Consider the following 22,796-nt stretch of genomic DNA (forward strand, 5'->3'; position numbering starts at 1 on the left):
TCGTCTGGGCCGTGCAGATCATTGGAGCGGGTAACGGGAATCGAACCCGTAACTGAAGCTTGGGAAGCTTTCGTGATACCTTTTCACCATACCCGCCGCGTCGCCCCGAACATCCCTTGACGATGCGAATGTTGGGGAAGATTGGCTCCGGCGGTCGCGACCGGAGCGTAGACCTCAAGATACTGTAACGACTAACCTTTCCGGGATCGACTCCTGTCCGACGCCGCGATGTGCCAGCAGAAGTGCCATACCCTGTGCCACGACACAAGTCCTCGTCGCGATCCGGGATCGCATCAGTCGATCCCGATCGCGCCGGGTGCTTCGAATGCTGCCGAGGGCGGCCCGTCCCGATCGAAGAGCGCTCGCTTTGTCGCCCCAAGGATGTCCTCGCCCGGCTCCTGGCTCTGCTTCGATCCGAGTTCCTTCCTGAGACCTGCGAGGTCTTCGCGTGTGTCGCCCATCGGCCAGAGGGCCTGGGATGTCATGAGCCGCTTTCGCTGTATCAGGCTCTGGAGAAGAAAACCGAAGGATGGACTTGCCCGTCCGTTCAGTGTTCGGCGCGGGTCAACGAACTGTCGGAACCGTCGGGCCATTTCTTGACGAGGAATGGGCCGAGGTCCATCAGGGGTTCCAAGCGACCCCTTGAGCGAGGCGGCGTTGCAGACCTCTGACGTTCGGCATGATTGCCCCGCCCCCCGACGGCGTTGTGCGACATGCGCCTGTCAGAACGGGAAGACGATACCGACGCCGACGCGGGTGCCATCCGGCGCTTTGCCGTGATCGCCGCTGAAGGGGGACGCGGGTAGGGCGACTTTTTCATGTCTAACCGGAAGACAAGCGCCGGGACTGCTATTTAGAAGACCGATCAGGCAAGACCCCATTCGAGATCGCCATGAGCTTCGGGTCCATCGCCACCGCTGGCGTCGGGCGCCGACTGCAACGCGATGAATCTGGATCGGTAATCGTCTACAATCTTGCGTCCCTATAAACACTCCGGACGGTCTGTAATATGGTGAGGCCGTGTATCCGACATATTGCGGTGAAACGAAGCTTCGTCGCGGCAGAACACGCGTCGCGCGATGCACGGTGCGGCATATTATGCTGCGGGAAATATGTCCGAGCGACACATGCTATAGCGGGATGGAGTTGCGTCGCGGCGTCGGATCAGACTGGCACGATCAAAGAGTGCTTCACGCGTTTCAAGGTGAAAGAGGTGCTGATCGACTGAACGTTCGGCAACTCGACGATGGCGTTCTTCACCGTTCCCTCGTAGTCGCGCACGCTTTTCGCGATCACCTGTAGAACATAGTCATGATCGCCGCTGAGCGAGTAACATTGCATGATTTCCGGCACGTTCTGTACCGCCTCCTCGAAGGCGCGCAGTCGCTCGCGTTTGTGTTCCGCATTCTTGACGAAGCACAGCACGAGGATGTCGAAGCCGACCGTCTCCGCGTCGACGATGTAGCGCCGGTCGCTGACGACTCCGGCTTCGCGCAGCCGGCCGAGCCGCCGCCAGCACGGCGAGTGGCTGAGCCCGGTGCGCTCGCCGAGATCACGCATCGTGATGTCGGGCTCGTCCTGGATGATGCGCAGGATGCGCCGGTCGGCGGCGTCGAGGGTCAGGGAATCGTCGTCGCGGGACATGGTCGTATCTTGAATAGATGCCGAGGGACGGTGTAACCTGAGCAGGGCGATTGCAAGGCTCCTGTTGCACCCGGAACTGTGAAACGGTCACAATTAGAGACCTTGTTTCCCGTCTGCCGGTGCATGCTTCGCGTCAGGAGGTGCCCAGTGACGATTTCGCTCGACGACAAATACACTGCCGAGACCGGGCCGGTCTTCATGACCGGAACGCAGGCGCTGGTCCGGCTGCCGATGACGCAGATGCGGCGCGACCGCGCGGCGGGGCTGAACACCGGCACGTTCATCTCGGGCTACCGCGGATCGCCGCTGGGCAGCTACGACCAGCAGCTGATGAAGGCGCGCAAGCATCTCGACCGGCACGACGTGGTGTTCCAGCCGGGGCTGAACGAGGACCTCGCGGCCACCGCGGTCTGGGGCAGCCAGCAGCTGCACCTGTCGGAGGGCGCGCGCAAGGACGGCGTGCTGGGCATCTGGTATGGCAAGGGGCCGGGTGTCGACCGGTCCGGCGACGTCTTCAAGCACGGCAATGCCGCCGGCAGCGCGGCCCATGGTGGCGTGTTGGCGATCGCCGGGGACGATCACACCTGCAAGTCGTCGTCGATCCCGCACCAGTCCGACCACGCCTTCATGTCGGCGCTGATGCCGATGCTCTATCCGTCCTCGGTGCACGAGTTCCTCGAGATGGGGCTGCTTGGCGTGGCGATGTCGCGGTTCTCGGGCTGCTGGGTCGGCTACAAGGTGATCTCCGAGACCGTCGAGACGACGACCGTGGTCGACCTCGCGCAGGAAGCGCGCCGCTTCGTCCTGCCCGAGGACATCGCTCTGCCCGAGGGCGGGCTGAACCTTCGCTGGCCCGACGCGCCGCTGGCGCAGGACGCGCGCCTGCAGGAGATCAAGGGCTACGCGGCCATCGCCTTCGCCCGCGCCAACGGCGTCGATTTCGCGGCGATCCCCAACGATCGCGCGCGTTTCGGCATCGTCGCCTCCGGCAAGGCCTTCGAGGATGTGCGGCAGGCGCTGGCCGAGCTGGAGCTGGGCCCCGAGGAACAGCGCATCATCGGCCTCCGCCTCTACAAGGTGCGGATGCCGTGGCCGCTGGAGCCGCAGGGCATCCGCGCCTTCTCGGAAGGGCTCGATGAGGTGCTGGTGGTCGAGGAACGGCGCGAGATCATCGAGAACCAGATCAAGCAGCAGCTCTTCAACTGGCGCGCCGACGTGCGGCCGCGCATCGTCGGCAAGTTCGACGAGGCAGACCGGCCGGTCCTCTCGCTCTCGGCCGGGCTGACCGTGGCTCGCGTCGCGGAGGCGCTGGCCGAGCGTCTGCTGAAGCTCGACCTGCCCGAGGGGCTGGCCGCGCATGTCGCCCGCCGCGCCGGGGTTCTGAAGGCCGCGGAGGCGCGGGTCGCCGACCATGCCGCGCCGATCACTCGTCTGCCGCATTACTGCGCCGGCTGCCCGCACAACACCTCGACCCGCGTGCCCGAAGGGTCGAAGGCGATGGCCGGCATCGGTTGCCACTTCATGGCGCAGTGGATGGATCGCAACACCGAGACCTTCACCCATATGGGAGCCGAAGGGGTGCCCTGGACCGCAATCTCGCACTTCACCGACGAGGCGCACCGCTTCGTCAACCTCGGCGACGGCACCTATTTCCATTCCGGCCATCTCGCGATCCGCCAGTCGGTCGCAGCGGGTGCCGACATCACCTACAAGATCCTCTACAACGACGCCGTAGCGATGACCGGCGGCCAGCCGGTCGACGGCGTGCTGACTCCGCAGCAGATCACCCACCAGATGTTCCACGAGGGCGTCGCCCGAATCGTGCTGATGTCGGACCGTCCCGACCTCTACAGCGCGGCCGACCTCGCCCCCGGCACCGAGATCCGCCACCGCGACGACATCGACGCGGTAATGCTGGCGCTGCGCGAGGTGCCCGGCACGACCGTAATCGTCTTCGAGCAAACCTGCGCGGCAGAAAAGCGCCGTCGCCGCAAGCGCGGGCTCATGGAGGAGCCGGACCTGCGGCTCTGGATCAACCCGGCGGTCTGCGAGGGCTGCGGCGATTGTTCGGAAAAGTCGAACTGCATCGCGGTGGAGCCGGAAGAGACCGAGATGGGCCGCAAGCGGCGTATCAACCAGTCGATGTGCAACAAGGATTATTCCTGCCTGAAGGGCTTCTGCCCCTCCTTCGTCAGCGTCCGGGGCGCCATGCCGAAGAAGGCCGTGGCGCAGGACGGGCCGGACGTCGGCGCGCTGCCCGAGCCGACGTTGCCCGAGATCGACCGGGCCTGGAACCTCGCGGTGACCGGAGTGGGCGGCACCGGCGTGCTGACCATCGGCGCGCTTCTGGGGATGGCGGCGCATGTCGAGGGCAAGGTGCCGATGATCCTCGACATGGCGGGGCTGGCGCAGAAGGGCGGCGCGGTGCTGAGCCATGTCCGGATCTCGCGCCCCGACCGGCCGACCGCCGCACCGCGCATCGCTGCGGGCGGAGCGGATCTGCTGCTTGCCGCCGATGCGGTCGTCGCGGCGTCGAAAGAGGCGATCCTGCTTTGCGATCCGGCGCGCACCGCGGCCGTGCTGAACGTGCGGGTGACGCCGACGTCCGACTTCGTGCGCCTGCGCGACTTCGACTTCCGTGCGGCATCGGTCGAACGCACCGTGGAGAAGGCGGTGCGCTCGCGCGACCACTTCCACAACTTCTCCGACTTCGCGGTGGCGCTGACCGGCGACGAGATCGGCGCCAACATGATGATGCTGGGCTATGCCTGGCAGCGCGGGCTGATCCCGCTGGGGCGCGACGCCATTGCCCGGGCCGTGGAGCTGAACGGCGTGGCTGTGGCCGCGAACCTCGCGGCCTTCGACTGGGGCCGGCTTCTGGCGCATGACGCGGACGCGGTGGCACGGGCGGCGGGACCGGACCGGAAGGGCGCGACGCCGCTGGCCGAGATGTCGACCGAGGAGATCATCGCCCACCGCAAGGACCACCTGCGCGCCTACCAGAACGCTCGGTTGGCGGAGCACTACGGCGCGCGGCTTGACCGCTTCGCCGAGGCACTCGAGGCGAAGGGGCTGGCTGACAGCGGGTTGCTGCGGCTGGCGGCGATCTCCTATGCCCGCGTTCTGGCCTACAAGGACGAATACGAGGTCGCCCGGCTCTATGCCGATCCCGCCTTCCGGCGCGGGCTGGCCGCGAGTTTCGACGGCGACCTCAAGATCTCCTTCAATCTCGCGCCGCCGATGCTGTCCGGGACGGATTCTTCCGGCCGACCGAAGAAACGCGCCTTCGGGTTGTGGATTCTTCCGCTCTTCGGAGTCCTGGCCCGGATGAAGGGGCTGCGTGGCACTTGGGCCGACCCGTTCGGCCGGACCGCGGAACGGCGGAGCGAACGCGCGCTGATCCGCCTTGTCGAAGCCGATCTCGACTTTGCCGAGGAGGTCTTGTGTTCCGAGGCCCTGCCGCAGGTGCGGTCGCTTCTGGCCCTGCCGGGCGAGATCCGCGGTTTCGGCCCGGTCAAGGAAGCCGCCATGCAGACACAGCTCGCGCGCCGGGACGCGCTGCGCGCCGCGCTACGGAAGAAGACGACCGCCGCCATCGCGGCGGAGTGAGGAAGGATAGAAATGTTTAACGCATCCATGACCTTCGACCTCGGCGACGAGGTTAACGCCTTGCGAGACACGGTGCACCGCTGGGCGCAGGAGCGGGTCAAGCCGCTTGCCGGCCGGATCGACCAGACAAACGAGTTCCCGGAAGAGCTTTGGGAAGAGATGGGCGATCTCGGCTTGCTCGGCATCACTGTGCCCGATGAGGATGGCGGCACGGGCATGGGATATCTTGCCCACGTGGTTGCGGTAGAAGAGATCGCCCGCGCCTCGGCCAGCGTGTCGCAGAGCTACGGCGCGCATTCCAACCTCTGCGTAAACCAGATCAAGCTGAACGGCACGGCCGAGCAGAAGGCGAAATACCTGCCCGACCTGATCTCCGGCCGCGCCGTCGGCGCGCTGGCGATGTCCGAGGCCGGCGCCGGCTCGGACGTGGTGTCGATGTCGCTTCGGGCCGAGAAGACGGGCAATTCCTCCTACGTTCTGAACGGCAGCAAGTTCTGGATCACCAATGGTGGCGAGGCCTCGACCCTGGTGGTCTACGCCAAGACCGACCCAAGCGCGGGGTCGAAAGGCATCACGGCCTTCCTGATCGAAAAGACGATGCCCGGCTTCTCGCAGTCGCCGCATTTCGACAAGCTCGGGATGCGCGGGTCGAACACCGTGGAACTGGTGTTCGAGGACGTCGATGTGCCGGCCGAGAACATCCTCGGGCAGGAGGGCCGCGGCACGCGCGTCCTGATGTCGGGTCTCGATTACGAGCGAGTGGTGCTCTCGGGCATCGGCCTCGGCATCATGGCGGCCTGCATGGACGAGATCATGCCGTATCTTCTCGAGCGCAAGCAGTTTGGCCAGCCGATCGGTTCGTTCCAGCTGATGCAGGGCAAGATCGCCGACATCTACACCAAGATGAACTCGGCCCGCGCCTACGTCTACGAGGTGGCGAAGGCGTGCGATGGCGGTCGGGTGACCCGGCAGGACGCCGCGGCCTGCGTGCTCTACGCCTCCGAGGAGGCGATGGTCGTCGCGCATCAGGCGGTGCAGGCGATAGGCGGCGCGGGCTTCATGAACGAGACGCCTGTCAGCCGCATCTTCCGTGATGCCAAGCTGATGGAAATCGGCGCCGGCACCTCGGAGATCCGGCGCATGCTGATCGGCCGCGAACTGATGGGGACGATGTCCTGATGGCCGTTCTCCAGTCCTCCCTGTCGCCGCGGTCCGAGGTCTTTGCTGCAAACCGGGTGGCGCACGAAGCGGCGCTCGCCCCAGTGCGTGCGGCTGCCGAGGTCGCGCTTGCCGGCGGCGGTCCGGCGGCGCGCGAACGACACGTGGGCCGCGGCAAGATCCTGCCGCGCGAGCGGGTGGCGCGGCTGCTTGATCCCGGCTCGCCGTTCCTCGAGGTCGGCATGTTCGCCGCGCACGGACTCTACGAGGGCGCCAGCCCCTCGGCCGGCGTCGTAACCGGTATCGGCCGAGTCTCGGGCCGCGAGGTCATGGTCGTCTGCAACGACGCTACCGTGAAGGGCGGCACCTACTACCCGATGACGGTCAAGAAACATCTGCGCGCGCAGGAGATCGCCGAGACCAACCGGCTGCCCTGCGTCTACCTTGTGGATTCCGGGGGCGCCAACCTGCGGAACCAAGACGAGGTCTTTCCCGACCGCGACCATTTCGGACGGATTTTCTTCAACCAGGCCAACATGTCGGCCAAGGGGATTCCGCAGATCGCTGTCGTCATGGGCTCCTGCACCGCGGGCGGGGCCTACGTGCCGGCGATGTCGGACGTCACCATCATCGTGCGCGAGCAGGGCACCATATTCCTCGCCGGCCCGCCCTTAGTGAAGGCCGCGACAGGCGAGGTGGTGACCGCCGAGGATCTCGGCGGCGGCGACGTGCACACGCGTCTCTCGGGCGTGGCCGATTACCTCGCCAACGACGACGCACACGCGCTGGCGCTGGCGCGGCAAGCGGTGGCCAACCTGAACCTCACGAAGCCCGCGACGGTGGAGCTCCGGACACCGGAGCCGCCGGCCTACGATCCGGACGAGATCCTCGGCGTGGTCCCGGCCGACTTGAAGACGCCCTACGACATCCGCGAGGTCATTGCCCGCGTGGTCGACGGCTCGCGCTTCGACGAGTTCAAGGCGCGCTACGGCACGACGCTGGTCTGCGGCTTTGCCCATGTCATGGGCATGCCCGTTGGCATCGTCGCCAATAACGGCGTGCTGTTCTCGGAAGCCGCGATGAAAGGCGCGCATTTCGTCGAGCTCTGTTCGCAGCGCAAAATCCCGCTGGTGTTCCTTCAGAACATCACCGGCTTCATGGTCGGCCGCGCCTACGAGAGCGCCGGGATCGCCAAGGACGGCGCCAAGCTTGTGACCGCGGTGGCGACCACCTCCGTGCCGAAGATCACGATGCTCGTTGGCGGTTCGTTCGGCGCGGGCAATTACGGCATGTGCGGCCGGGCCTATTCGCCCCGTTTTCTCTGGACCTGGCCGAACAGCCGCATCTCCGTGATGGGCGGCGCGCAGGCGGCGGGCGTGCTGGCCACCGTCCGCCGCGACGCGGTCGAGCGCAAGGGCGGCAGTTGGTCGGCCGAGGAGGAGACCGAGTTCAAGCGACCGACGATCGAGATGTTCGAGCGCCAGTCGCACCCGCTCTACGCCGCGTCGCGGCTCTGGGACGACGGCATCGTCGACCCGCGCAAGAGCCGCGAGGTGCTGGCGCTAAGCCTCGCCGCCGCGCTCAACGCACCGATCGAGGATACGCGCTTCGGCGTGTTCCGGATGTGAGGGGGGACGCGATGTTCCAGAAGATCCTTATCGCGAACCGGGGCGAGATCGCCTGCCGGGTGATCGCCACCGCCCGCCGGCTCGGCATCCGGACCGTGGCGGTCTATTCCGACGCCGACGCGTCGGCCAAACACGTCGCGCTGGCCGACGAGGCGGTGCATGTGGGGCCCGCGCCGGTGGCCGAAAGCTATCTGCAGGCCGGGCGCATCATCGATGCCGCCCGCGCAACGGGGGCCGAGGCGATCCACCCGGGATACGGTTTCCTGTCCGAGAACCCCGATTTCGTCGCGGCCGTCGAGGCGGCGGGCCTTGTCTTCGTCGGCCCGTCGGCGCAGGCGATCCGTGCCATGGGCCTCAAGGACGCGGCCAAGGCGCTGATGGACAAGGCCGGCGTCCCCGTGGTGCCAGGCTATCACGGCAGCCGGCAGGAGGCGGAGTTCCTGGCCGAGCGGGCCGAGGAGATCGGCTACCCGGTTCTGATCAAGGCGCGCGCCGGCGGCGGCGGCAAGGGGATGCGGCTGGTCGAGCGGGCAGGGGAATTCGCCGATGCGCTTGCTTCGGCGCAGCGCGAGGCGAAGACCGCCTTCGGCGACCCCGCCTGCCTGATCGAGAAGTTCGTGCCGCAGCCGCGACACATCGAGATCCAGGTCTTCGGCGACGCCTGCGGCAACGTCATCCATCTCTTCGAGCGCGACTGCTCTCTCCAGCGCCGTCACCAGAAGGTGATCGAGGAGGCGCCCGCTCCGGACATGCCCGAAGAAGTGCGCGCGGCGATGGGGCGGGCGGCGGTCGATGCCGCGAGGGCCATCGGCTACCGCGGCGCCGGCACGGTGGAGTTCATCGTCGACGGCTCCGGCCCGCTTCGGACCGACGGCTTCTGGTTCATGGAGATGAACACCCGGTTGCAGGTCGAACACCCTGTTTCCGAGGCGATCACCGGGCTCGACTTCGTCGAGCTGCAACTGCGCGTCGCGGCCGGTGAGCCGCTGCCGGTGGCACAGGACGACCTGAAGATCGACGGCTGGGCCTTCGAGGCGCGGCTTTATGCCGAGGACGTGGCCAAGGGCTTCCTGCCCGCCACGGGACGGCTCGACTATCTCGCCTTTCCCGAAGGCACGGAGTTCGATCGCGGTCCGGTCCGCATCGACAGCGGCGTGCGGCAAGGCGACGAGATCAGCCCGTTCTACGACCCGATGATCGCCAAGGTCATTGTGCACGGGCCGACACGGTCGGCGGCGCTCAATCGGCTGACCACGGCGCTGGAGGCATGCCGCGTTACGGGATCTGTGACCAACGCTGCATTTCTCGCCGCGCTGTCGCGGCACGACGGGTTCCGGCGCGGCGAGGTGGATACCGGCCTCATCGCCCGCGATCTCGGCACGCTGCTGCCCGACGTCGCGGTGCCGGAGACGTCGACCGCCGTCGCCGCGGTGGCCGCGCTGGGGCTGCTGCGCCCGCGCACCGCGGCCGATCCGTGGGAGCGGCTGGCCGGATGGCGGCACTGGACCGAGGACACCCATCACGCATTGCTGGAGCGCGATGGTGCGCGCATCGAACGCGCGGTCACCCAGCACGGGCGCGGCCGCTTCACGATCGACGGGCCAAAGGGGAGCTTGTCCTTCACCATCGCCGCGGCCGGCGGCACCGTCTACACGCTCGACATCGGCAACACCCGGTCGCGGGTGGAAGTGGTCCAGGACGGCGCACGCGTCACGGTCTTCGACGGAAGCACTGGCGCGTCCTTCGAGCTTCCCGACCTTTTGGCCCACGTCGAGGGCGACGAGGCGGGCAGCGACAGCCTCGTCGCGCCAATGCCGGGTCTTGTCATCATGATAGCGGCAGCGGGCCAGAGTGTCGCGAAAGGAGACGCCCTGGTGGTGCTGGAAGCCATGAAGATGGAGCACACGCTCCGTGCCCCGCGGGACGGGATCGTCGCTGAAGTCTTGGCGACGCAGGGCGACCAGGTCAGTGATGGCACGATACTTCTGAAATTGGAGGCCGAGGATGCCTGAGCCGGCACGCGATCCCGTCACCATCTTCGAGATGGGTCCGCGCGACGGGTTGCAGAACGAGAAGGCGCAGATCGCCACGGCAGACAAGATCCGGCTGGTCGATATGCTCTCGGGCTGCGGCTTCGCCAAGATCGAGGTGACGAGCTTCGTCAGCCCGAAATGGGTGCCGCAGATGTCCGATGCCGCGGAGGTCATGTCCGGCATCGACCGCCGCCCCGGCATCGCCTACGCGGTGCTGACGCCGAACCTCAAGGGCTTCGAGGCGGCGCAGGCGGCGGGCGCCTCGGAGGTCGCGGTCTTCGCCTCGGCCTCGGAAGGGTTCAGCCGCGCCAATATCAACTGCTCGGTGGAGGAGAGCCTCGACCGCTTCGCGCCGATCATGGAGGCCGCCCGCGCGTCCGGGATGCCGGTGCGCGGCTACGTCTCCTGCGTCACCGACTGTCCCTATGACGGCGAGATCGCGCCGGAGGCGGTGGTCCGGGTGGCGCGGCGGCTGTGGGACATGGGTTGCTACGAGGTCTCGCTCGCCGACACGATCGGCGTCGCGGTGCCAGAGCGGGTCGACGCGATGCTGGCGGCGGTACTGGAACACCTGCCGGCGGAGCGGCTTGCCGGGCATTTCCACGACACCGGCGGGCGGGCTCTCGACAATATCGCGGCAAGCCTCGCCCGAGGTCTCCGGACCTTCGACGCCGCGGTCGGCGGCCTCGGCGGCTGCCCCTACGCGCCCGGGGCCAAGGGCAATGTCGCGACCGAGAAGGTGGCGGCCGAGATGGCGCGACTGGGGCATCCCACCGGCCTCGACGCCGTGAAACTGGCCGAGGCCGCGTGGTTCGCCCAAGGCCTCAGGAGCACGGCATGAGCTATCAGACCCTCGACATCCGCACCGATGATCGCGGCGTGGCCTATGTCACGTTGAACGTGCCGGACAAGCGCAACGTGCTCTCCGCCACGATGATCGCCGAGCTGACCGACATGGCCGGCACGCTCGGCGCGGCAGAGCACACCCGCGCCATCGTGCTCGCGGGCGCCGGGAAAGTTTTCTGTGCCGGCGGCGACCTCACATGGATGAAGGCGCAGATCGAGGCAGACCGCGAGACCCGGATGCGCGAGGCCCGCAAGCTCGCGATGATGCTGAACGCGTTGAACGAGATGCCGACGCCGCTGATCGGCCGACTGCACGGCGGCGCTTTCGGTGGCGGCGTCGGCCTAGCCTGCGTCTGCGACGTGGCGCTGGCGGCGGAGGGCACCAAGTTTGGGCTGACCGAAACCCGGCTGGGGCTAATCCCGGCGACCATCGGCCCCTACGTGATCGCCCGCATGGGCGAAGGCGTGGCGCGGCGCGTCTTCATGTCGGCGCGGCTTTTCGAGGCCGCCGAGGCGGCGGAGCTGGGCCTCGTCGCCCGCGCGGCGCCGGAGGCGGACCTCGACGCCGCGGTCGAGGCCGAGGTCGCGCCCTACCTGTCGGTGGCGCCCGGCGCGGTGGGGCGCGCCAAGGCGCTGGCCCGCAGCCTCGGGCCGCGCATCGATGCCGCCGTGATCGACGCCACCATCGCGCGGCTCGCCGACACCTGGGAGACCGACGAGGCGGCGCATGGCATCGACTCTTTCCTCGGTAAGACAACGCCGCGGTGGGCGCTCACATCCTGAGGTCCGAGATCTTGGAAAAGATCGTCCAAGCTCTTGGCGGTCCTACGATGGTGCCCGACTTCTCACTGAAAAGCCGCGCTTGGCATTATGTGTCGCGACGCGGCGTTCTGCGTTTCTAGTTACTCGCGATTTTAGGCAGCTTGTTGACCGCGATCTCCGCAAAGGTTCGCGTGCCCGTCGGACCTGTTGACATGTCACTGCAGACAATTGGGGCTCACATAATTTTCGCAGCTTTCGGGCGCCGGCTCGGATTCGCTACAATTGCCCTATTTTTTGCAAAGGGCGCAGTTGGGTCTGCCTGTTTTTCAAACACGCCCGAGCGCGGGATTGGCCTTGCTTACATGTTTAGAGCATCGGCGGCTATCTCATAGGATTTGTCGCCATCGCGGCGATTGTTGGATGGGCTTCGGATCGGGGCCGGTGTGACAACCAACTGCGCGTCGGAGTCGCGATGCTCGCCGGCGAGGTCGTTCTTCAGCTTCTGCGCGCTCTCTGGTTGATCCAGTTCTTTGGGATATCCGACTGCCTATCCTACGGTGTGGGCACTTCATTGTCCCTGACCTTGGGTTGCTCTATTCTTCGCTGTTCCGATTCTTGCCTTATGGCGGCTTAGACAGCATGAAATCTTAGCGATGGGCCGAGAGTTCATCGGTGGAGAGGGTCGAACCGACGCGGATGTTCTCCGGATTGTTGCCCTTGATCTAAAGCCCTGTTTTCTATTATTTCTCATGTGCGCGCGAGCTTGATCGGAAATTGCCATCTGACTGGGAATTTCACGATGAACCACCGTGCCGGCTTACCTGCGAGCAACGGCAAGTCATCGGTCTCTGGGAAATTCTAAGGCGTGCGTGTATGAAGCCGGGATTCGGGGAAAAGAGGCAGATAGCAGAGTCGCTTGGGGAAATTTTCCCATAACGACGAAGTTGCGCGCGTTCTCGAAACCAGCCTCTCGGTCATGGCGCTCAACGAGGGATGGGACACTCGGATCGAGTGATGAGTGTCAGCACTTCAAGCGGAGAAGGAGAAGGAGAAGGAGAAGGAGAAGGGACCGCGCCTTTTTGCCCATAAATCTAAAGTAATTTTTGGCCGGGCTTTTAGGTGGATCGACATAAACTTAAAAGGAAAAGGCCAAGTAAGGCGAGGGCTTAAAGTTATAGTTGGCTCCGGCGGTAGGGATCGAACCTACGACCAATTGATTAACAGTCAACTGCTCTACCGCTGAGCTACGCCGGAACAACGAGGGCGGAGTTAGCCAAGGCGGCCGGTCTGCGCAAGAGGAACTTGAGGATTTTCTGGGAATCGTCGCCAAAGGGCGTCCGGACCGGGCGGTCCGTCGGATGCGGCACGTCCCTGCTCCGCCAAATGGATGAGGTGGGCTAGGACGTTGCGCGCCGCCGCCACGTGGAGCGTGGGGGGCGTGTCGGCATAGACGCGCGCGACGATGTCCGGGATGCGGTCGGATTCGTCGAGCGCGGCAAGGATTTCCGCCTCTCGGGTTCGGCGATGCGTCCGAAGCTCCCGGCAGCGGGCGGCCGGTGCCGCGACCGGGTCGCCGTGGCCGGGATGGAAGCGTCGGGCGTCGGTGGCCTCCAGGCGGTCGAGCGACGTCATGTATTGTCCGACATCGCCGTCCGGCGGCGAAATCAACGTGCTGGCCCAGCCCATCACCGTGTCGCCGGTGAAGACCGCACGGCCCTCGATCCAGTGAAAGCTGAGGTGGTTCGCCATGTGCCCGGGCGTCCAGATCGCGCGGAGCCGCCAGCCGTCGCCCGCTACCTCCGCCCCGTCGGGGAGCGCGACATCGGGGGCGAACGTGGTGTCCACCCCTTCGCCGCCCGTCGCGGGCAGGGCGCGCATGGCCTCCGAGCGTCCCGCTGCCGCCGTCCCGAAGGCCATGACGGGTGCGCCGACGCGTCGAGCGAGGGGGGCGGCAGCGGGCGAATGGTCGCGGTGGGCGTGAGTGACGAGAATGCCGACCACGCGCCGTCCGGCAACCGCGTCCACGATGGCGGCAAGATGGCTGTCGAGCATCGGGCCGGGATCGATGATCGCGACCTCGCTTTTCCCGAGAATGTAGGTATTGGTGCCCTCCGCCGTCATCGGCGAGGGGTTCGGTGCGACGAGGCGCTGTAGCCTGCTGTCAATCGCCGGTCCGGGTGGATAGGTTTCCGCCATGTTCGCGTCCTCGTCCCCCGGTACCGGTGCCCCTCGTGCGAGCGAGCCGTCCCGCCGCCCCGCGATCCTGCGGTGGTTGCCGCGCAGCTTCTACGCGCGCGCGGCGCTGATCCTGATCGTTCCGATCGTCACCATCCAGCTTGCCGTAGCGGTGATGTTCCTGCAACGGCATTACGAAGACGTCACCGTGCAGATGACGACCAACATGGCCCGCGAGATCGCGCTTGTCCGCGCGCGGCCCGACCTCGCCGAGCCTTTGGGGATCGAACTCGCGCCCCCGCCCGCGCGGTCGGGCATCCGCTTCTGGGACCTGTCCGGCCGCGTCATGCGCGACACGCTGTTCGAGAATGTCGAGGACCTGCGGACGGTCAACACGAGGCTTGAGCGCAAGGTCGTGGCGCTCGGCTTCGCGGACGGGACGGGGATGCGGTTCGATCGTTCCAACGTGTCGGCCTCGAACCCGCATCAGCTTCTTGTGTTGATGATCGTCGTCGCGCTTCTGATGACGGCGGTATCCTTTCTATTCTTGCGCGGCCAGATCCGCCCGATCCGCCGTCTGGCCCGCGCGGCGGAGGCGTTCGGGCGGGGGCAGGACATCGACTACCGCCCCGCGGGGTCGAGCGAGGTCCGTGCGGCTGGCACGGCGTTTCTGGACATGCGTGCGCGGATCGAGCGGCATATCGAGCAGCGCACCCTGCTGCTGTCGGGGGTGAGCCACGACCTGCGCACGCCTCTCACGCGGATGAAGCTCGAATTATCGATGATGGATTGCCCGGAGGTCGGGGATCTCCAACGCGACGTCGCAGCGATGGAGCGGATCATAGACACGTTCCTCGATTTCGCGCGCGAGAGCGCCACCGACGAGCGGGCACACGTGCCGCTCGGCGCGCTCGTCCGGGAGGCGGCGGAGATGGCGGTGCCGGGTCGGACAGTCGAGGTCGCCGGGCCGGAGATCGAGGTCGACATCTATCCCGAGAGCATGCGTCGCGCGGTCACGAATCTCGTCACCAACGCGACCCGGCACGGTGAAACGTTCCGCATCTCGCTTCAGGCGAGCGACGCGGCCCTCGTCGTGACGGTCGAGGATGACGGGCCCGGCATTCCCGAGGCGGAGCGGGCGGCGGCGACGCGGGCCTTCTCCCGCCTCGATCCCGCGCGGTCGAACACGGCGGGCAATGTCGGGCTTGGCCTGTCCATCGTGCGGGACGTGGCACGCGCGCATGGCGGGGCGCTACGTCTCGGACAATCGGAGATGGGCGGGCTCAAGGCGGAGATCGTGCTGCCGCGTTGAGCCGGGGGCGGGGGTGGTAGGCCCGGCAGGACTTGAACCCGCAACCAAGGCGTTATGAGCGCCCTGCTCTAACCAATTGAGCTACAGGCCCCCGGCGCCCTCCGATAGCAGGTTGCCGTGGCGGGTCAAGGTCCGCCGGGCGGCGGGCGCCGTTGAAGCGGGTCCGGGTGCCTGCTACGGCGGGGTCGAACCGGGAGGGACCGTGAATGACCGACGCCAGACAGGGGCTTACCTATGCCGATGCGGGCGTCGATATCGACGCAGGCAACACGCTGGTCGAACGCATCAAGCCGGCCGCGCGTGCGACGGAGCGACCGGGCACGATGTCGGGGCTCGGCGGGTTCGGGGCGCTGTTCGACCTCCGGGCGGCCGGATACACCGATCCGGTCCTCGTCGCGGCGACCGACGGCGTCGGCACCAAGCTGCGCCTCGCCATCGAGACGGGGCGGCTTTCGACGGTGGGCGTCGACCTCGTCGCGATGTGCGTCAACGACCTCGTCTGTCAGGGGGCGGAGCCGCTGTTCTTTCTGGACTACTTCGCGACCGGCAGGCTCGTCGCCGAAGAGGCCGCACAGGTGATCGAGGGCATCGCCGCGGGCTGCGCCGCCTCGGGCTGCGCGCTGATCGGCGGGGAAACGGCGGAGATGCCGGGAATGTACCGGACCGGCGATTTCGACCTCGCGGGCTTCGCAGTCGGCGCGATGGAACGGGGCGGCGCGCTGCCGGCCGAGGTGCGCGAGGGCGACGTGCTCCTCGGGCTCGCCTCGAACGGCGTGCATTCCAACGGCTACTCGCTCGTCCGCCGCGTGGTGGAGCGGGCGGAGCTCCGCTGGGACGATGCCGCGCCCTTCGACGGCGCGTCGCTGGGCGAGGCGCTGCTCGTGCCGACGCGACTCTACGTCCTGCCGGTGCTGGCGGCGATCCGGGCGGGCGGCATCCATGCGCTCGCGCATGTCACCGGCGGCGGGCTGACAGAGAACCTGCCGCGCGTTTTGCCCGATGGCCTCGGCGCGACCATCGACCTGTCGGCCTGGACGCCGCCGCCGGTCTTCGGCTGGCTCGCCGAGGCGGGCGGCGTGGCGCAGGGCGAGATGCTGAAGACGTTCAATTGCGGAATCGGCATGGTCGTCGTCTGCGCCCCCGACCGGGCGGAGGCGCTGGAGGCGGTGCTCGCGGGCGAAGGCGAACGGGTCACGCGGATCGGCGCGATCACGGCCGGCGGGGGTATCCGCTACGTGGGCGATCCGAACTGGTGACGCGCGTCGCGATCCTGATCTCCGGTGGCGGATCGAACATGGTCCGCCTGGTCGAGAGCATGACGGGCGACCACCCGGCGCGGCCCTGCCTCGTGATCTCGAACGAGCCTGCGGCGGGGGGCCTGACGAAAGCCGCCGCTCGGGGTGTCCCGATCGCCACCGTGGATCACCGCGCCGATCCGAACCGCGCCGCCTTCGAGGCGGCGCTCGGGGCGGAACTCGACGCGGCCCGTCCCGATATCCTCGCACTGGCCGGCTTCATGCGCATCCTGACGGAGCCCTTCGTGCGGCGTTGGGAGGGGCGGATGCTCAACATCCATCCGTCGCTCCTGCCGAAATATCCGGGGCTGCACACCCATGCCCGCGCCATCGGAGCGGGCGACGCGGAGGCGGGCTGCACCGTGCACGAAGTCACCGCCGACCTCGACGCGGGCCCGATCCTCGGACAGGCGCGGGTGCCCGTGCGCCCAGACGACACGCCGGACACGCTTGCCGCCCGCGTGCTGGTGGAGGAGCATCGGCTCTATCCGGCCGTGTTGCGCCGCTTCGCGACCGGCGACCGCAGCCGTCTGGACCTTCCCTACGCGTCTGCGATGGACTAGACGGCGGGGGCAACCACCCGAAAGGCCATCGTCATAGCCGCCTCCAGGATCACCACGCTCACCACGACCGACGCGCTCGCCGCCTTCTGCACCGCCGCCGCCCGTGCTCCCTATGTCACCGTCGACACCGAGTTCCTCCGCGAACGGACCTACTACTCCAAGCTCTGCCTCGTGCAGCTCGCCTATCCCGGCGACGGCGAGACCGACGCGGTCCTCGTGGATCCGCTCGCGGACGGGCTCGATCTCGCGCCCCTCTACGCGCTCTTCCGGGATGTCGGCGTGGTCAAGGTGTTCCACGCCGCGCGGCAGGACCTCGAGATCTTCGCCATCGAGGGCGACACGATCCCCGAACCGCTCTTCGACACGCAGATCGCCGCGATGGTCTGCGGCTTCGGCGAGCAGGTCGGCTACGAGACGCTGGTGCGCAAGGTCGCGCGCGCGCAGGTCGACAAGTCCTCCCGTTTCACCGATTGGTCCCGCCGCCCGCTTTCGGACGCGCAGAAGAGCTATGCGCTGGCCGACGTGACCCATCTGCGGGAGATCTACGAGTATTTGTCGGCGGAGCTCGACAAGTCCGGACGCAAGGCTTGGGTCGAGGAGGAGCTCGACATCCTGCGTGACCCCGCGACCTACCGCGTGGAGCCGCAAGAGGCCTATCTGCGGCTCAAGATGCGGAACCCCGCGCCGCGGACCATCGCGCTCGCCCGCGAGCTCGCCGCCTTCCGTGAACGCTACGCACAGGCGAACGACGTGCCGCGCAACCGGGTCTTCAAGGACGACGCGCTGCTGGAGCTCGCCGGGCTGAAGCCGAAGGATCCGGGGGAGCTCGGCAAGGCGCGGCTCCTGCTGCGCGAGGCGCGCAAGGGCGAGATCGCCGAGGGCATCCTCGCCGCAATCGCCGCGGGGCAGGCCATCCCGAAGGAGGATTTGCCGGTGCCGCCGGCGCAAAAGGGGCGCGAGCAGATCAACGGGGCGCTGGCCGACCTCCTTCGCGTGCTTCTCAAGGCCAAGGCCGAGCAGACCGGCGTCGCGCCGAAACTCCTGGCCTCGTCCGCCGACCTCGACGACATTGCCGCCGGCACGCGCGACGGGGACTGGGCGCATGGCTGGCGGCTCAAGGTCTTCGGCGCGGACGCGCTGCGGCTTTGCGCGGGCGAGATCGCACTGGCCTGCAAGGGGCGCGACGTGCAGATCGTGCCGCTCTAACGGGTCACGTAGTCCGAATGGACCCAGCCGCGCGCGCCTGTCGCGTGGCGCACCTCGATCCAGACGCCGTCCCGCCCGAGCGGGGCCAGTCGGTCGCCGGGATAGATGCGGCGCAGGATCGGCGTTTCGGTTCCGGGACCCTGCCGTAGGTTCAGGTAGCCGACATTCGTGGGCTTCACGAAGAGCGCCGCCGCGATCGGCTCGCCTCGTTCCAGGTAGTCCCCCGAGACCCAGCCCTCGTTCCCGTCGGGCAGGCGCACGCGCGTCCAGAGTCCCAGCGACTCCTGCACGCTGACGCGGTCCCCGGGATCGAGGCGGCGGACCACGTCGTGCCGCGTGCCCGGCCCGTCGCGCATGTTCAAATAGCCCTCCTCCGAATCGCGCACATAAAGCGTCTGCGCGAATGCGGGCCCGGACAGCAGGGCGAGGCAGGCAAGGAGGGGGGCAAGTCGCATGGATACGTCCTTCGCTAGCGAAACAGCGTGATCGCGCCGGGCGACCAGGCCAGCCGCGTACGCGTCCCGATCTCCAGTACGGGGCGGCCGAACACGTTGCGCATCGAGATCCGCACCGGCATTTCCGCATTGTCCAGCACGACGTCGTAATAGGTCATGTCGCCGTAATAGACGACCTCCTGAACCGTGCCCTCGGCCACCCGGTCCGGCGCATCCTGACCGGGGAAAAGGAGCGTCGCCGTCTCGGGCCGGAACCCGGCCACGGGATCGCCGTCGGACCGCGCGGTGGATTGCAGCGCGTCGATCCGCATTTCGCCCAGACCCGCCACGGAGACGGTATCGCCCGTCACACTCGCCGGAAGGAAGTTCATCACGCCGATGAACTCCGCGACACGGCGGGAGGCCGGACGCCGGTAAAGCGCCTCCGCCTCCGCGACCTGCACGATCTCTCCCTCGAACATCACGGCGATCCGGTCGGACATGACCAGCGCCTCCTCCTGGTCGTGGGTGACGAGGATGAAGGTGATTCCGACCTGCCGCTGGAGCCGGATCAGCTCCACCTGCATCTGTTCGCGCATCTTCTTGTCCAGCGCCGAGAGCGGCTCGTCGAGAAGCAGCACCTTCGGACGCAGGACAAGCGCGCGGGCGAGCGCGACCCGCTGGCGCTGCCCGCCCGAAAGCGCGTGCGCCGCGCGCGCGCCGTAGCCGGCGAGCCCCACCATCTCCAGCGCCCCGGCCACGCGCGCGGCCTTTTCCGCCTTCGTCCCGTCGAGCTTGCGCAGCCCGAAGCCCACGTTCTGCGCCACGCTGAGATGCGGAAAGATCGCGTAGGACTGGAACACCATGTTGGTCGGCCGCTTGTTGGCCGAAACGCCCTTCATGTCGCGCCCGTCGAGCGTCACCGTGCCCTCCGACACGTCCTCGAACCCGGCGATCACGCGCAGGAGCGTTGTCTTGCCGCAGCCCGACGGGCCGAGAAGCGAGAAGAACTCGCCGGCGCGGATGTCGAGGTCGATGCCCCGAAGCGCGTGGTAGTCACCGAAATGCTTGTCCACGCCGCCGAGACGGATCAGCGGATCGCTTCCCGCATGGGTCGTGCCGCTCGAATCGTTCAAAGGAACCCTCCGGTGTCTTTCACGCCCGCCCGCGCCAGCCCCCGCCGGCGATTCCATTCCGCAAGCGTCAGGATCAGGATCGACAGGATCACCAGGATCGTGCCCAGCGCCATGATGATCGGCAGGAGCTTCGGAAAGCGCAGCAGCGACCAGATGTAGACCGGCAGGGTCGGGTCGCTGCCGGTCAGGAAGAACGCGATGATGAACTCGTCGAGCGAGATCGTGAAGCTGATGAGGAGCGCCGCCACGATGCCGGGCATGACGAGGGGCAGGGTGATGAGCCGGAACGTCGAGGCACGGCTCTCGCCCAGGTCGATCGACGCCTCCTCCATCGCCGGGTCGAGCGCCTGGAAGCTCGCGTTCAGGATGGCCACGGCAAACGGCGTGCAGATCAGGACATGCGCCGCCGTCACCGTCCAGAGCGTCAGCGGCCATTCCAGGAACTGCACGATGACGACGAGGAGGGAGGTCGCCACGATGATTTCGGGAAGCACCAGCGGGAGCATGACGAGCCCCATCGCCGCCGCCTTGCCGGGAAAGCGGTAGCGCACGTTCGCCCGTGCCGCCGCGAGCCCGAGCAGCACCGCGAGGACCGACGCGGCGGCGGCCACCATCAGCGAGTTGAGGAGCGCCGCATGCAGCTCCCGACTCTGTGTCATCTCCGCGAACCAGCGTGTGGTGAACCCGTTGAGCGGAAAGGCGATCGCCGTGCCGTCGTTGAAGGCGAAGACCGGCAAAAGCAGGATCGGCGCGTAGAGGAAGGCGAGGAACAGGAGGACGTAGCCGCGCAGCATCACCTCCGCCCCCCGGCCAGGCGACGGGCAAGCCAGACGATGGCAAGCGAGATGATCGTGACGAGCACCATCGCGACAACGGCGAGCGTGGCGCCCATGGGCGCGTTGTTCAGGCCGAGGAACTGCGTCTGGATCATGTTGGCGATCATCAGGCCGCCGGGCCCGCCGACCTGCGCCGGCGTGACGTAGTCGCCGACCGTGGGAATGAACACGATGAGCAGCGCGGCCACCACGCCCGGCATGGCGAGCGGCAGCGTGACGCGGAAGAACGTCGTCACCGCGCTCTCGCCCAGATCCCGGGCGGCTTCGAGCAGCGCGCGGTCGATCTTCTCCAGCGCCACGAAGATCGGCAGGATCGCGAAGGGCGCGAAGGCGTGACTGAGCGTGATCACGACGGCGTTCGCGTTGTAGAGAAGCGCGGTCAGCGGCTCGTCGACGAGGCCGAGCCCCATGAGCCCCGAATTCATCACGCCGTTGTAGCCGAGGATCACCTTCCACAGGAAGATGCGCAAAAGGTAGCTCGTCCAGAACGGAATGGTGACGAGGAACAGCCAGAGCGACTTGCGGTCGGCCCGCACGCGGAAACTGATGTAGTAGGCGACCGGAAAGGCCAGCACGACGGTGATGATCGTCACCGCGCCGCTGATCCACAGGCTGCGCGCCATGATCGTGCGGTAGATCGGATCGCTCAGCACCTCGCGGTAATTCGCCAGCGTCGGCGTCCGGTCGATGGTGAGGTAGTCCTGCGTCCAGAAGCTGAACAGAAAGATCGCCAGAAGCGGCCCCGCCAGAAGCGCGACCGCGTATCCGAGCGGCGGTGCGACGAGCGTCAGCCCGCGACGTGGGTCCTGCATCACGATGGGCGGTGCTCCTTCGGGCTCTCGCTGCGGAAAATGCCCAAGGAACGACGCGCGGGCAAGGACGTTGGACAGATCAGGCTGTCGCAGGCGGTACCCTTTTTTGTAATCATGCCGCAACGTTAACCCGTTAAAATATTCCTAACGGATCGTTGAAACCTCTTCACATCGTCGGAGTTGATGCAGTACATTCGCCATAGCGTTAGAAAACGTGAAGGCGTTTGGACAGACGACCTGATTGAACTCAAATCATAGGATACGAAATGAAAATTCACGCTCTCCTTTCTGCTGCCGCAGTCGCCGCTCTGACGACGACCGCCGCGTCCGCCGCTTCAATCGACGTGTTCGCCGGTGGCGACTTCGGCGCCCGCGGCACGATGAACCTCGCCGGTCTCATCGACGATGACATCGACCCGTCCACGGGCACCGTCCAGTTCGACTTCGACGTGCTGGAAGATGTCACGATCGACAACTTCTCGGTCACCGGCAACGGCTTCTCGGGCGGCGCCGATCTCAACAACATCCGCTTCGGGTTCAACTCGGGCGACGGCATGACGTTCGAGGACGTCAACGTCCGCGGCAACGTCGCCAACGCCACCGGTTTCCTCGACGACCGTTCCTTCTCGGCGGGCTCGATGTTCTCGTTCTTCTTCAACGAGATCGTCCCGGGCGAGAGCGCGGGTTCGGCCTTCGTGAACCTGACCTTCACCACGAATGAGGCGCCGACCCCGGCTCCGGTTCCGGTTCCGGCCGCTGGCCTGATGCTGCTTTCGGCCCTGGGTGCCGGTGGCATGCTTGCTCGTGCGAAGAAGAAGTCCGCCTAATCGATTAGATCGGATTGACGACAGGGCCGGCCTTCGGGTCGGCCTTTTTCGTTTGTTGAGCCGTTTAACCCGCGCGCGGCCGGTGCGTCGCGATCAACGAGTTGAGGCCAGGAAAGACCTGTCGTCATACGCGTCGAGGGTGGCACGAATCGTGTCGGCCGCAGACAATCGCCGTCAACTGCCCCGTATCCGTTCCGCGTACGGAATAACTTGGGCACTATAGCCAAACCGGCCGAAGGCTCCATCTCAGCGGGGCTTTCGTGAAGTCTATCCTGCGGGACGTCCATTGACGGACGATGCCACGGTCTGACGGCGGCAAGCATTTCCGTTGCCGAGGTTAAAGCGGTCTGCCCCCATCCCGACTCATCGGAATTCCCGCGGGGTCGTTCGTCCGGTTCGCTTTCGGCAAGAGGTGGAACACGGGCACGTCCCACGCGATGGATCGTCGCGAGCGGATCCCCGGCCGCATCGCCGCAGGTCATAAGCGCGGGTGGTCGGGGTCGGCGCAAGTCCGACGATC

20 protein-coding genes and 3 tRNA genes are annotated in these 22,796 nt (G+C 66.9%); 13 read left to right on the plus strand and 10 right to left on the minus strand.

From position 1 onward, the window contains the following. Window positions 1–22 precede the first annotated feature (22 nt). The 3 genes from Q1B08_RS03880 to Q1B08_RS03890 form a co-directional block, all read right to left on the minus strand. Window positions 23–96, minus strand: a tRNA-Gly gene (locus Q1B08_RS03880). Window positions 97–293: 197 nt separating this feature from the next. Then, entirely contained in the window at window positions 294–485 is a 192-nt protein-coding gene (locus Q1B08_RS03885) for a hypothetical protein (RefSeq protein WP_299815054.1), read from the minus strand. A gap of 679 nt (window positions 486–1,164) precedes the next feature. Next, a complete protein-coding gene (locus Q1B08_RS03890) occupies window positions 1,165–1,644 on the minus strand; it encodes an Lrp/AsnC family transcriptional regulator (RefSeq protein ID WP_299815057.1) in 480 nt (159 codons plus the stop codon). Window positions 1,645–1,791: 147 nt separating this feature from the next. On the opposite strand from Q1B08_RS03890, the gene Q1B08_RS03895 reads away from it, so the two are divergent. The 8 genes from Q1B08_RS03895 (at window position 1,792) to Q1B08_RS21995 (ending at window position 12,314) form a co-directional block, all read left to right on the plus strand. After that, window positions 1,792–5,253 carry an indolepyruvate ferredoxin oxidoreductase family protein gene (locus Q1B08_RS03895; protein WP_299815060.1) on the plus strand — a complete coding sequence of 1,154 codons (3,462 nt, stop codon included), beginning with the start codon at window positions 1,792–1,794 and terminating at the stop codon, window positions 5,251–5,253. A gap of 12 nt (window positions 5,254–5,265) precedes the next feature. After that, the gene (locus Q1B08_RS03900; RefSeq protein WP_299815063.1) at window positions 5,266–6,432 is read left to right on the plus strand and encodes an acyl-CoA dehydrogenase family protein; all 1,167 of its coding nucleotides are present in this window, start codon (window positions 5,266–5,268) and stop codon (window positions 6,430–6,432) included. Continuing rightward, window positions 6,432–8,039 carry a carboxyl transferase domain-containing protein gene (locus Q1B08_RS03905; protein WP_299815066.1) on the plus strand — a complete coding sequence of 536 codons (1,608 nt, stop codon included), beginning with the start codon at window positions 6,432–6,434 and terminating at the stop codon, window positions 8,037–8,039. The genes Q1B08_RS03900 and Q1B08_RS03905 overlap by 1 nt, the downstream gene beginning before the upstream one ends. Before the next feature lie 11 nt (window positions 8,040–8,050). Further along, window positions 8,051–10,051, plus strand: a complete 2,001-nt coding sequence (locus Q1B08_RS03910) for an acetyl/propionyl/methylcrotonyl-CoA carboxylase subunit alpha (protein WP_299815069.1) — start codon at window positions 8,051–8,053, stop codon at window positions 10,049–10,051. Then, window positions 10,044–10,913 carry a hydroxymethylglutaryl-CoA lyase gene (locus Q1B08_RS03915; RefSeq protein ID WP_299815072.1) on the plus strand — a complete coding sequence of 290 codons (870 nt, stop codon included), beginning with the start codon at window positions 10,044–10,046 and terminating at the stop codon, window positions 10,911–10,913. Before Q1B08_RS03910 ends, Q1B08_RS03915 begins: the two co-directional genes overlap by 8 nt. Further along, window positions 10,910–11,701 carry a crotonase/enoyl-CoA hydratase family protein gene (locus Q1B08_RS03920; RefSeq protein ID WP_299815075.1) on the plus strand — a complete coding sequence of 264 codons (792 nt, stop codon included), beginning with the start codon at window positions 10,910–10,912 and terminating at the stop codon, window positions 11,699–11,701. Before Q1B08_RS03915 ends, Q1B08_RS03920 begins: the two co-directional genes overlap by 4 nt. Before the next feature lie 191 nt (window positions 11,702–11,892). Beyond that, window positions 11,893–12,072 carry a hypothetical protein gene (locus tag Q1B08_RS21990; protein WP_366139966.1) on the plus strand — a complete coding sequence of 60 codons (180 nt, stop codon included), beginning with the start codon at window positions 11,893–11,895 and terminating at the stop codon, window positions 12,070–12,072. After that, complete coding sequence (locus Q1B08_RS21995) at window positions 12,069–12,314, plus strand: hypothetical protein (protein ID WP_366139976.1); 246 nt, start codon at window positions 12,069–12,071, stop codon at window positions 12,312–12,314. The genes Q1B08_RS21990 and Q1B08_RS21995 overlap by 4 nt, the downstream gene beginning before the upstream one ends. A gap of 545 nt (window positions 12,315–12,859) precedes the next feature. On the opposite strand, the gene Q1B08_RS03925 is transcribed toward Q1B08_RS21995, so the two are convergent. Both Q1B08_RS03925 and Q1B08_RS03930 read right to left on the minus strand, forming a co-directional pair. Continuing rightward, window positions 12,860–12,934 (minus strand) — tRNA-Asn (locus tag Q1B08_RS03925). Window positions 12,935–12,949: 15 nt separating this feature from the next. Further along, window positions 12,950–13,876 carry an MBL fold metallo-hydrolase gene (locus tag Q1B08_RS03930; protein ID WP_299815078.1) on the minus strand — a complete coding sequence of 309 codons (927 nt, stop codon included), beginning with the start codon at window positions 13,874–13,876 and terminating at the stop codon, window positions 12,950–12,952. Between Q1B08_RS03930 and Q1B08_RS03935 the strand changes: the two genes are divergently transcribed. After that, window positions 13,875–15,167, plus strand: a complete 1,293-nt coding sequence (locus tag Q1B08_RS03935; protein ID WP_299815080.1) for an ATP-binding protein — start codon at window positions 13,875–13,877, stop codon at window positions 15,165–15,167. The two genes, Q1B08_RS03930 and Q1B08_RS03935, sit on opposite strands and share 2 nt — an antisense overlap. A gap of 14 nt (window positions 15,168–15,181) precedes the next feature. On the opposite strand, the gene Q1B08_RS03940 is transcribed toward Q1B08_RS03935, so the two are convergent. Beyond that, window positions 15,182–15,258: transfer RNA gene (locus Q1B08_RS03940), tRNA-Ile, on the minus strand. A 115-nt stretch (window positions 15,259–15,373) separates the two neighbouring features. On the opposite strand from Q1B08_RS03940, the gene purM reads away from it, so the two are divergent. From purM to rnd, 3 genes are read left to right on the plus strand one after another with little or no spacing between them, the layout of a single operon-like run. Beyond that, window positions 15,374–16,423 (plus strand): phosphoribosylformylglycinamidine cyclo-ligase, encoded by a 1,050-nt coding sequence (purM, locus tag Q1B08_RS03945; protein WP_299815082.1) that lies wholly within the window; start codon window positions 15,374–15,376, stop codon window positions 16,421–16,423. After that, a complete protein-coding gene (purN, locus tag Q1B08_RS03950; protein WP_299815085.1) occupies window positions 16,420–17,025 on the plus strand; it encodes a phosphoribosylglycinamide formyltransferase in 606 nt (201 codons plus the stop codon). The genes purM and purN overlap by 4 nt, the downstream gene beginning before the upstream one ends. Before the next feature lie 48 nt (window positions 17,026–17,073). Beyond that, on the plus strand, window positions 17,074–18,231 hold the full coding sequence (rnd, locus tag Q1B08_RS03955; RefSeq protein ID WP_299816330.1) for a ribonuclease D: 1,158 nt from the start codon (window positions 17,074–17,076) through the stop codon (window positions 18,229–18,231). On the opposite strand, the gene Q1B08_RS03960 is transcribed toward rnd, so the two are convergent. The 4 genes from Q1B08_RS03960 to Q1B08_RS03975 are packed head-to-tail and all read right to left on the minus strand — an operon-like array spanning window position 18,228 to window position 21,449. Next, on the minus strand, window positions 18,228–18,686 hold the full coding sequence (locus tag Q1B08_RS03960) for an SH3 domain-containing protein (RefSeq protein ID WP_299815088.1): 459 nt from the start codon (window positions 18,684–18,686) through the stop codon (window positions 18,228–18,230). The genes rnd and Q1B08_RS03960 overlap by 4 nt on opposite strands. Before the next feature lie 14 nt (window positions 18,687–18,700). Next, on the minus strand, window positions 18,701–19,801 hold the full coding sequence (locus Q1B08_RS03965) for an ABC transporter ATP-binding protein (protein WP_299815091.1): 1,101 nt from the start codon (window positions 19,799–19,801) through the stop codon (window positions 18,701–18,703). Continuing rightward, on the minus strand, window positions 19,798–20,595 hold the full coding sequence (locus tag Q1B08_RS03970; protein WP_299815094.1) for an ABC transporter permease: 798 nt from the start codon (window positions 20,593–20,595) through the stop codon (window positions 19,798–19,800). Before Q1B08_RS03970 ends, Q1B08_RS03965 begins: the two co-directional genes overlap by 4 nt. Further along, window positions 20,595–21,449: an ABC transporter permease gene (locus Q1B08_RS03975; protein WP_299815097.1), complete on the minus strand. Its 855-nt coding sequence runs from the start codon at window positions 21,447–21,449 to the stop codon at window positions 20,595–20,597. The genes Q1B08_RS03970 and Q1B08_RS03975 overlap by 1 nt, the downstream gene beginning before the upstream one ends. A 266-nt stretch (window positions 21,450–21,715) precedes the next feature. Here Q1B08_RS03975 and Q1B08_RS03980 point away from each other — a divergent pair, with 266 nt between their 5' ends. Beyond that, entirely contained in the window at window positions 21,716–22,276 is a 561-nt protein-coding gene (locus Q1B08_RS03980) for a hypothetical protein (RefSeq protein ID WP_299815100.1), read from the plus strand. Window positions 22,277–22,796 lie beyond the last annotated feature (520 nt).

Source organism: uncultured Jannaschia sp. (assembly GCF_947494025.1).
Classification (GTDB): Bacteria; Pseudomonadota; Alphaproteobacteria; order Rhodobacterales; family Rhodobacteraceae; genus Jannaschia.